At 66.3% G+C, this 424-nt stretch carries 1 pseudogene; it reads left to right on the forward strand.

The features are described 5' to 3' along the window. Positions 1–424: pseudogene (locus IU450_RS39340) on the forward strand (DNA-directed RNA polymerase subunit beta); the annotation flags it as partial.

Below are 424 nucleotides of genomic sequence, written 5' to 3' on the forward strand. Positions count from 1 at the left end.
CGTCGCTGCGACCGAGGTCGACTACATGGACGTCTCGCCGCGTCAGATGGTGTCGGTCGCGACGGCGATGATCCCGTTCCTCGAGCACGACGACGCCAACCGCGCCCTGATGGGTGCGAACATGCAGAAGCAGGCGGTTCCGCTGATCCGCTCCGAGGCCCCGCTGGTCGGCACCGGCATGGAGTCGCGTGCCGCGATCGATGCCGGTGATGTGGTGGTGAACGAACAGGCCGGTGTGGTCGAGGAGGTCTCCGCCGACTACCTCACCGTCGTGCACGATGACGGCACCCGACGCAGCTACCGGATGCGGAAGTTCAACCGGTCGAATCAGGGCACGTGCTCGAATCAGCGTCCGATTGTGGACGAGGGTCAGCGGGTGGAGCGTGGTCAGGTGCTGGCCGATGGGCCGTGCACCGAGAACGGT

Origin of the sequence: Nocardia abscessus (assembly GCF_015477775.1) — a bacterium.
Lineage (GTDB): Bacteria > Actinomycetota > Actinomycetes > Mycobacteriales > Mycobacteriaceae > Nocardia > Nocardia abscessus_A.